General features: G+C 77.2%; 2 protein-coding genes and 1 pseudogene. 2 read left to right on the top strand and 1 reads right to left on the bottom strand.

Going from position 1 to position 1,923, the window contains the following annotated elements; all coding sequences use genetic code 11:
- Positions 1 to 376: pseudogene (locus tag I5E_RS04270) on the top strand (UbiA family prenyltransferase); the annotation flags it as partial.
- A gap of 99 nt (positions 377 to 475) precedes the next feature.
- Here I5E_RS04270 and I5E_RS04275 read toward each other — a convergent pair.
- Positions 476 to 1,642, bottom strand: coding sequence for an FAD-dependent oxidoreductase (locus tag I5E_RS04275; protein WP_022905904.1), 1,167 nt, complete (start codon positions 1,640 to 1,642; stop codon positions 476 to 478).
- Positions 1,643 to 1,772: 130 nt separating this feature from the next.
- Between I5E_RS04275 and I5E_RS04280 the strand changes: the two genes are divergently transcribed.
- Positions 1,773 to 1,923, top strand: a 151-nt coding sequence (locus I5E_RS04280) for a DUF4184 family protein (protein ID WP_031261508.1), incomplete at its 3' end; no start/stop codon positions are given.

The following is a 1,923-nucleotide window of genomic DNA, read 5'->3' on the forward strand; positions in this document are numbered from 1 at the left end:
CGCGACCGGCGCGGTGTTCGGGGTCGCGATCCACTGCACGAACGTGCTGCCCGACCTCGTCGACGACGCAGCGACGGGGGTCCGCGGGTTCCCGCACCGCCTCGGGCTGCGGGGCGCCGGCGTGGTGGCGTTCGGGTCGCTCGTCGTCGCGGCGCTGCTCGTCGTCGGCGGTCAGGTGCTCGGCGACGACCCGGTCCGGGGCCCCGGGGTGGTGCTCGCGGTCCTCGGGACGGTCGTGGTGGTCGTGCTGGCGGCTGTGGGGGTCCGGCTCGTGCTGGCGGGACGGGCGTCGAGGATCCTGTTCCGGCTCGTCATCACGTCGTCCCTCGTGCTGGTCGTCGAGCTCGGACTCGCCGGCGCCCGCCTCGTCGCCTGACCGACGACCGACCCGTCACGCCCGCGCGTTCCGACCCACGCGACCCGACCCGCGCGACCCCCCGCGCGACCCCCCACGCGACCCGACCCGCGCGACCCGTCACGCCCACCGCATCGCGTAGACCCCGGCCAGCCCGTCGGCGGACGGCAGGGACAGGACCGTCCGGAGCAGCGCCTCCCGACCGACCGCCCCCACCCTGCCGAGCGGACGGCCGAACGGACGTCCGAGCGCCATGTTCACCTCCGCCTGCCGCGCCGCCCGTCGCGCCACGGCCTGCCGGCGCCGCGCGTACTCCGGCCACGGTCCCGCGCTGCCGGTGCGGAGCCCCTCGGCGAGGAGCGGCGCGAGCGCGGCCGCGTCGAGCCAACCGAGGTTCATGCCCTGCCCGCCGATCGGACTGATCTCGTGCGCGGCGTCCCCGACGAGGACGACGCGTCCGACGCCGACGCGTTCCGCCTGGCGGCGACGGATGCCGAACCCGCTGAGCATGCTGCAGGAGTCCGGGTCCGGCCGGACACCGGTGCGGCCCGCCACGATCGCGGCCAGGGCCGTCGCGTCGGGTGCGGGGTCGTCCGACGGCGTCAGGAGCGCGACGTACCGCCGTCGGTCCCCGGGGAGCGGGAACGACTCGACCACACCGGCGGGTCCGACGTCGACGAGGGCCGCCGTCCGCGCCGCTGACCCCTCGACGTCGGCGAAGTCGCCCATCGCGTAGCGGTCCGGGTAGTCCCGTCCGGTCGTGCTGATGCCGAGCAGGTCCCGCACGGCGCTCCGGGCGCCGTCCGCCCCGACGACGAACCGGGCGCGGACGGCCACGCTCCCGCGGGCGTCGGTCCCGACGGCGTCGACGTGGTCCGCGTGCCGTTCGAGCGTGGCGAGCGCGGTGCCGGTCCGGAGCGCGTCCGGTGCGGCGGCGGCGAGGGCGTCCCGCAGCAGGGCCTCGGTGCGGTGCTGGTCGAGCGTCGCGACGTACGGGTGCGTGGTCGACGCCCGGTCGAAGGTCAGGGTGCCGAGCGTCCGGCCGCGGCTCCGGGCGACGCCCTGTCGGACGCGCACCGCCTCCCGCAGCACCGGTGCGTCCAGCCCGATCGCGGCGAAGGCGTCGAGCGAGGGCGGGTGGATGCCGATCGCGCGGGAGCCCGTCGGTGCCCCGCTGCGGCGTTCCCACACGGCGACCTCGACCCCACGCGCCGCGAGGAGGGCCGCCACGAAGAGGCCGACGGGCCCACCGCCGACGACGAGGACGTCGACGCGCTCCGTGGTCACGGCGTCGAGCCTACGGACGGTGGGCGGGGCGCTCGCCCAGGCGGGCCGGACACGCGCCCGCTCGGTCGACGCCCCGAGGTCATCCGCTCGACCGAAGCGGGCGGAGCGCTCGCTCCGCGATGCTGGTGTCGTGCCCTTCACCGTCAGTCACGCGGTCGTCGCCCTGGCGGCGCGACGCACCCCGTTGCCCGTCGCGGCCGTCGCCGTCGGCGCGATGGCACCCGATGCCGTCCTGTTCGCGCCGTTCCTGCCGCCGTACGTGGTGGCGCACTCGGGGTGGC

It is taken from the genome of Curtobacterium sp. B18, assembly GCF_000333375.1.
GTDB lineage: Bacteria > Actinomycetota > Actinomycetes > Actinomycetales > Microbacteriaceae > Curtobacterium.